The organism is Nonlabens sp. (assembly GCF_047636915.1).
In the GTDB taxonomy this organism is placed as follows: Bacteria; Bacteroidota; Bacteroidia; order Flavobacteriales; family Flavobacteriaceae; genus Nonlabens.
Map to the genome: position 1 here is coordinate 1 of NZ_JBLIGN010000109.1, position 7006 is coordinate 7006.

The 7006-nt window shown below is 34.9% G+C and carries 4 protein-coding genes and 2 pseudogenes; 1 reads left to right on the forward strand and 5 read right to left on the reverse strand.

The annotated features are described in order from the left end of the window. A pseudogene (locus ACJAT0_RS11865) lies at positions 1–383 on the forward strand (hypothetical protein); the annotation flags it as partial. Between the two features lie 309 nt (positions 384–692). Here ACJAT0_RS11865 and ACJAT0_RS11870 read toward each other — a convergent pair. The 5 genes and pseudogenes from ACJAT0_RS11870 to ACJAT0_RS11890 all read right to left on the reverse strand — a co-directional run. Continuing rightward, positions 693–1988, reverse strand: a complete 1296-nt coding sequence (locus ACJAT0_RS11870) for a T9SS type A sorting domain-containing protein (protein WP_415181828.1) — start codon at positions 1986–1988, stop codon at positions 693–695. A gap of 374 nt (positions 1989–2362) precedes the next feature. Next, complete coding sequence (locus tag ACJAT0_RS11875; protein ID WP_415181829.1) at positions 2363–3133, reverse strand: LytR/AlgR family response regulator transcription factor; 771 nt, start codon at positions 3131–3133, stop codon at positions 2363–2365. Between the two features lie 3 nt (positions 3134–3136). Beyond that, the gene (locus ACJAT0_RS11880) at positions 3137–5734 is read right to left on the reverse strand and encodes a tetratricopeptide repeat protein (protein ID WP_415181830.1); all 2598 of its coding nucleotides are present in this window, start codon (positions 5732–5734) and stop codon (positions 3137–3139) included. 11 nt (positions 5735–5745) lie between these two features. Further along, entirely contained in the window at positions 5746–6108 is a 363-nt protein-coding gene (locus ACJAT0_RS11885) for a hypothetical protein (RefSeq protein WP_415181831.1), read from the reverse strand. Between the two features lie 581 nt (positions 6109–6689). Further along, positions 6690–7006, reverse strand: a pseudogene (locus ACJAT0_RS11890) (AraC family transcriptional regulator); the annotation flags it as partial.

Consider the following 7006-nt stretch of genomic DNA (forward strand, 5'->3'; position numbering starts at 1 on the left):
GCGATATGGATCTTTCTAATGGTTCTTATACTTATGAAGTCATTGGAGACACCAATGTTGAGATTACTTCTTTCGTAGTGGAAGAAACCACGATCCTTTTTGATGCAAAAGGAGCAAAGACTATTTTCATGCCTACTCTGAGAGTTAAGGATGATTTGGTATTGGTGAGCCAATTATCACTCCTAAAGGAACCTTTAAAAATTAAAATGTATTACAGTTCAGAAGAAGATAATTCGAAAATTTTCGATTTAATTCATACCGATAAAATTGGGGAAGAGATGATTCTAGAGAGAGCATACAGCTTGGATAAAAATAAAACAGGAGATTATAAGATAAAGTTTATCTCTAATGGAAAAGTATTTACTGAAACATTTACGCTTTAAACCTTTCGCCTTGAAGTTGAAACATTCAAATTTTTGAAATTGGATTGTTATCTTTAATTATTGAAGCCTTTACAGCAATGTAGAGGCTTTTTTTAGTTTGATATGTTTTGAGGAAAGTTCTGTTCTGAATCTAAAAAAGGATAGAGGAACATCAATCCTTGAGAGAGTAGGGAGTGGTGCTTTATTTCTTATCCTACTGAAACACTACTGAAGCAAAAATGACTTGGATGATAAGGTATAATTGGTATAAACAATGAAAACCCCCTTTGCAGCAATAGCGAGGGGGTTTGGCAATAAAATAAGATAGGACTATTTTTTAATCAATCTTTTAACGACTGTAGCTTGATCGCTAGTTATATTTATAAAATACATGCCAGTTGTAAGCTCAGAGACATTGACCGTTTGATCTGCAGTACTGTCTACTTTAATTTGATTTACCAATCTTCCATTCATATCGTAGATTTCGATACTATTGATCGTAACATCTGCACTATTGCTAATGGTAACAAAATCATGAGCTGGATTTGGATATACCTTAACTGTTTGCTCTAAGACATTATCGTTAACTCCTAAGCTAGCAACACCTGAAAAAGCAACTTCAGCAAAACCTACCAGATTGCTGCCATCATAGTTGCTAAGCACGTCAAAACGAATATAGGAAGCTGTAACTTCAGTAAACATGAACATTTCAGCAGGAGTAGTTTGAGTCATTACCTGTGTAAATACAGCAGGAGATCCTGCAATTGGAGTATAGGTAACGCCATCTTCAGAAGATGATACCACCACGTCCTGGATTCCTGTTCCACCTGGGCCCGGAGCGTTTGTATTCCAAAAAGCCAAACCATCTACTAAAAATAAACCACCAAGATCAAAATCAATAGAGCCAGCATCATTTGTAGCATAAAAAGTATTAGAAGGATCTGTCGCCGCATGTGTCGCCGATAAACTTGGGAAAGCATCTAAACCAGTTCCATTAATTGCATTGTCAAGACTTGATCCAAATTGAGCATCTAACGTTGTTGTTGCGGACACTGGATTAATAACGTTTTCTATAACTGTGGCTTCAATTCCAGAAAACGCAACTTCTGAAAAACCTACATAAGTAGGTTCGCCCCAATTGTTAATTACATCAAAACGGATAAAAGAAGCCATAACTTCAGTGAAAGAAAATTGTTCTGATGGACAATTCATACATGTAGTTTGTGCAAATGTATTAGGTGCACCCGCAATTGGTGTATAAGTTACACCATCATTGGAAGAAGAAATAAGTACTTCTTGGATTCCGTTTTCTCCAGGAATGGGACCAAAGAAATTTTGATTCCAGAATGCTAGACCATCTACTAGATAAGAGCCTCCTAGATCAAAATCTATTGAACCTATTTCGTTGATTGCTACAAATGAATTGCCAAATACTGACATTTCATGATTGGCTGTTAAACTTGGGAAGACATCTAATCCAGTTCCATCAATGGAATGGTCAAGAGTTGTTCCAAATTGAGCCGTTAAGGTTGTTGTTGCAGATACGGGGTTAATAATATCTTGCGCCTGTAGAAGCGTAAAATTTAAAATGAGCCCTAAGGGCATCAAAAAGAGTAATTTTTTCATGATAAATATAGTTTAGTTGATTAATAGCAGTATTGCTTGGTATAAATGTACTAGCTATATCAGTGCTATAAGTAATCTGTTTATCTAACGGTAGTACTATTTATCTAGTGGTTCAATATTTGTCCGAATGGTTGATCAAGTGGTAGTTTATTTTTAACCTTCTAATAATATACACATGAGTAGATAGTGTCTGGTTGGAAATACAGCAAAATTAAAAATGCTTCTTTTTGCGATTTTTGGCTTTAATTTTAATCGCTTGATGCTACGGCATCACCTCATAAAATAAAAAAACAAATCTCATCAAGAATAATTCATTTTATAAAATCTGTCTATTTCCGACCAGTCACTAGATAGGAAGAGCTAAATGGAGAGAATTATTTATTGGCAAGTTGATATGTAGTAAACCATGCTAAGAAGTGTTTCTTTTTACGCCTTGAAATAGGGATTTTTAAAGTATCAGATACTTGAACAAAAAAACCTGCGGAAGCGTCAGTAATATAGGCGGCATTCACTATATAGGACCTGTGGCTTCTATAAAATCCTTTGGAGTCTAGCAGGTCTTCTAGTTCGATTAAGGTTTTGGTGACTAGTTTCTTTTTATCCCCTTTTAAGTAAATATAGCTGTAGTTTCTTTCGCCTTGGATATGACTGATTTCTTTTAGAGATAAACGCAAAACCCCGTCATGAGTTTTTAGAACTAGCATTTGATCTGCTACATTTTTTGTAGCGATATTTTGTAAGGCCAGAGCCATATTATCTTTTTGAGGCTCGGTTTTATTATGAGCTTTGTAGCGGTTAATAGCTCTTTTTAATTCCCCAAGATCGATAGGCTTTAATAAATAATCTAGGGCGTTAAAGCGAATCGCCTTTATAGCATAATGGCTGTAACTTGTTATAAAGATTGTCTTAAAATTAATTTCACTGAGTTGAGCAAGCATTTCGAAACCTGTCATATCGGCCATTTCTACATCTAAGAATACAAGCTCAGGTTTATAGGAAGCTATGGCTTGTAATCCATCGTGTCCGCTACTGGCTGTTGAAAGCACCGTGATATCTGGAAAATATTGGCTTAGTTTATCTTGGAGTAACTCTACAATAAATGGATCGTCGTCAATTATTAAGCAACTTATTCTCTCTAATTGCATAGATTAGGATCTTAGCTCTTTAAAAATGGGACCAATTAATTCCTTTAGGGTATAGGGCTTGGGGATATAATTATTCATCCCTGCTTTAAAGCATTGGTCAATTTCTGTCTTTAAAAGACTGGCTGTCATGGCAATGATTGGGGTTTCTCTATCAATACTGTTTTTATTTTCTAATGCTCTTATTTTTTTTGTAGCCTCAAAGCCATTCATCTCTGGCATTTGGACATCCATAAGAATAAGATCAAAGGTGTCTGTAGTAAATTTTTCTACTGCCAAAGCACCATTTTCGACCGTGGTTATGGTTACAGCATCAATATAATAAGATAAATCATCTTGTGCAATCATTTGATTAAAAGGATTGTCTTCAGCAATTAGAATTCGGATGCCTTTTAGAGATGCTGCCATAGCTTTAAGTTCCTCTTCAGAAATTAAGTCTTGACTCGTTGCATTGGCTTCTGGTATTGTTAAAGGCAGACACACATTAAAATTACTCCCGCTTCCTGGTTCACTTTCAAGCCAAATACGACCTTGTTGGAGTTCAACCAATTGTTTAGAAATACTAAGGCCTAGCCCCGTACCTCCATAGTATCTCGTTGTTGATTCTTTGGCTTGCGTAAAAGCTGAAAATATACTTTTCTGCTGGTTTTTTGAGATTCCAATTCCGGTATCCTTTACAACAAAAACAAGTTGCTGATTTTCAACTTTCAGTATGATAGTCACAGCTCCTTTGTTTGTGAACTTAATGGCGTTCCCAGCGAGATTTATTAATATCTGATTTAAACGAGTAGGGTCACCCATTACTAAATCTGGTATTTGGCTACCTACTTCAATTGTTAGTTTTAAACCTTTTTCTTCGGCCTTGAATTTCAGGAGTTGAACTACACTTTCTACGACTAGAAGTGGGCTCAAAGGGATGGATTCTAAATCTAATTTTCCTGCTTCAATCTTGGAAAGGTCGAGTACATCGTTTAGAATAACGACCAAATTATCTGAACTGGTTTGCATGGCCTTTAAGTATATATCCTGTGCGGCAGGATGCTCGTTACGCTCTAGAATTTTTAACATTCCAGAAATGGCATGCATAGGCGTTCGAATTTCATGACTCATATTGGCAAGAAATTGTTCCTTATATTTTTCAGATTGTTCTACTTTCTTCTTCTGTTCTTCTATGATAGCTTTCTGCTCACGAGTTACTTTTAGACGCTTGAAAATAACATATGCTAAAAAAGAAATTAAAAGTAATGCTACACCAATAGCTATCGATATGTTTCGTTGTGCATTTGTTTTTTGTGTTGCGATTGTGATTTCTTTTTCTTTTTCAACATCATCAATTGCTTTTTGTTTGTCATAGTCAGATTGAACTTGTAATTCAATTAAGGTCTTTTGATTTTCTTTGCTATTAAAACTATCGCGCATTTGATAATAGAGCTCATTCATTTCAAGAGCCTTTTTATAGCTTCCAGTCGCTTTGTAACTATTTATGAGGCTATAAGCAGCATTGCTTATGCCAATAATATCTTCAGTTTCTTGAAAAGCTGTTAAAGCTTCACTACTATAAGAGATTGCTTTGGGGTATTTTTCTTGTTCTGAAAGAATATTTCCAATGGCATACTTCATAGTAGCTGTTGTGTATTTATCTTTTATTATTTCAGATAAATTCAATGCTTTAGTATAGTATTCTAATGAACGCTCGAGGTTACCTTCGAGATGATAAATACGACCTATATTCCCTGAGAGTCCTGCGATGTAGGGAACGTTTGCCGAAGATTCAAAAAACTGTAAAGCCTTCTCTAAATTTTCCAAAGCTTTTTTATTATCACCTAGATCTGAATATATGGTCCCTATATTAGCCATAGTACCTGCTAAAAGGACTTTATTTTCAGTTTCTTCATAATAGGCTGCGTTTTGAAGCATTTGTTTAAGACCTTCTTCTTTAAATCCTTGTTGTATGTATGTAATGGCAATTAACTTTCGAGCTTTTGCCAAACCCTCTAGGTCTTCAAGTTCTTCGAAGATTTTTCTTGACCGTACAAACTGTTCAAGGCTTAAGGGTAAATCACCTTTCCTCATATAAGTCCTTCCAATATTTAACAAACTTGTTCCGACTCCTTCCTTATCTTGGATTTCTTCACTAAGTTTTAACATTTCCAAGCTATACTCAAAAGACTTTTCTATTTCGCCCTTTGCCTCAAATACTCGAGAGATACTACCTAAGATGTTTATAGTAAATTTTTTGTCGCCAATTTCTTCAGAAATTTTCAAAGCCTTTTTAAAAAAACTATAGGCTTTGTCTGGGTCGCCTTTTAACAAATAAGAATCACCTTGGATATTTAATGCCTGAAAAATGTACTCCTTGTTTTTTGTTGACTTAGCAAAATCATACTGTAATTGGCCGTAATAAAAAGCACTATCTGGGTTTTTATATAGGAACCCTTCTCTAGCAATAGTATGAATAGCTTTTAAACGGGTTGTCTCTGGCTGAGATGCGTCATTCCAAACAGTCATTAGAGAATCTTGCTGAACAGGTGTAAGCGATTGAGAGTTTATGCCAAAGCAAAAACAAAAAAATAAAACCGGAAAAATTAGAGTTTTAAACTTCATATCAAGAGTCGTTAGTAATTTTCTTCAAGAATTAAATTTACATCTTTTATTGCAAAATCTAGTTTGACTAGGATGTTTTGGACTAATTCAGTTAATTCTGCTATCGGCATGGTTTCGTATTCTAGTTCTAAACGTCGAATCGACTTAGTGATATCCTTAATCCCGAAGAACTGCAATTGCGGACTCATTTGATGTAATATTTGGCGTACCATCTTCCTGTCTTCAGACTTCAAACTCTTTTTTAAACTCTCAGTTCGTTTCGGAATCAACTCTTTAAATTGTTGTAAATATTTGTAGGATATGTCCCTGTCACCTCTTGAAATTTTGATTAGTTCTTTAAGGTTTATATGAGTTGTATTCCATTGGATGTTCATGAATCAAGTCTTTTATAGATATCGTATCGATTTAAAAATCGAAGATAAGCTTAAATAACTTTTAGTAAAGAGGAACTGTCCTAACGGTAAATCAAGTGGTATATGTAACCGTTTGATCAATGCAATGACCGCTTGATCAATATATTTATACAATCGTTTGAAGGATTTTAGTTTCATCAGGTCTGATTCAAAACCAATACTTGTTTTCTATAAGGTAAGAGGGCCATATAACAAAGTTTAAAATCCACTATCAGTAAACTAGGGGGTAGTAGGAAAAACCTAAAAACAATTATAAACTACTTACTTCTACAAATCCGGGGCGTTGCACTTCGGTATAGCCCAGAGATGACCAAATATGATTTCCTGGACCGGTAGTTCCACACATAGATTGTAAGCCTCCATGTTTTTGGTAGTATGTTTTTGGTAGTATGTTTTTCGAAAGCAATTTTATCCTCCAGATTTAAAGTGATTTCTAATTGCTGTATCACTTCCTAGGCAACGTTTTTTTGTATGGAAATGATATCGTTAAACCTTTCATTATACTCTTTAGACCAAATATGTTTATCGTTGGAGTCTATTAACTACGCAATAATTTTTATTTTATCCTCTACTAAAGTTACACTGCCTTCTAGGATGTATGAAACTCTTAATTCTTTAGCTATTTCAGGGATTTGTTTATCTGTATCTCGATAAGTGGAGGAAGAGGTAAATGAAATTACCGATAGATCTTTCATCTGTGCTAGGTAGTGTAAAATGTTTTCGGAAACACCATCTGAGAACCACTGGCCATCCTCCGGGCTAAAATCTTTAAAAGGCAATACCGCTATAGAATTTGGAGAAATAACGTCTTTTGAGAGCGATTTATTGACAAATATAAAACCGACCACCAAGTAACAAA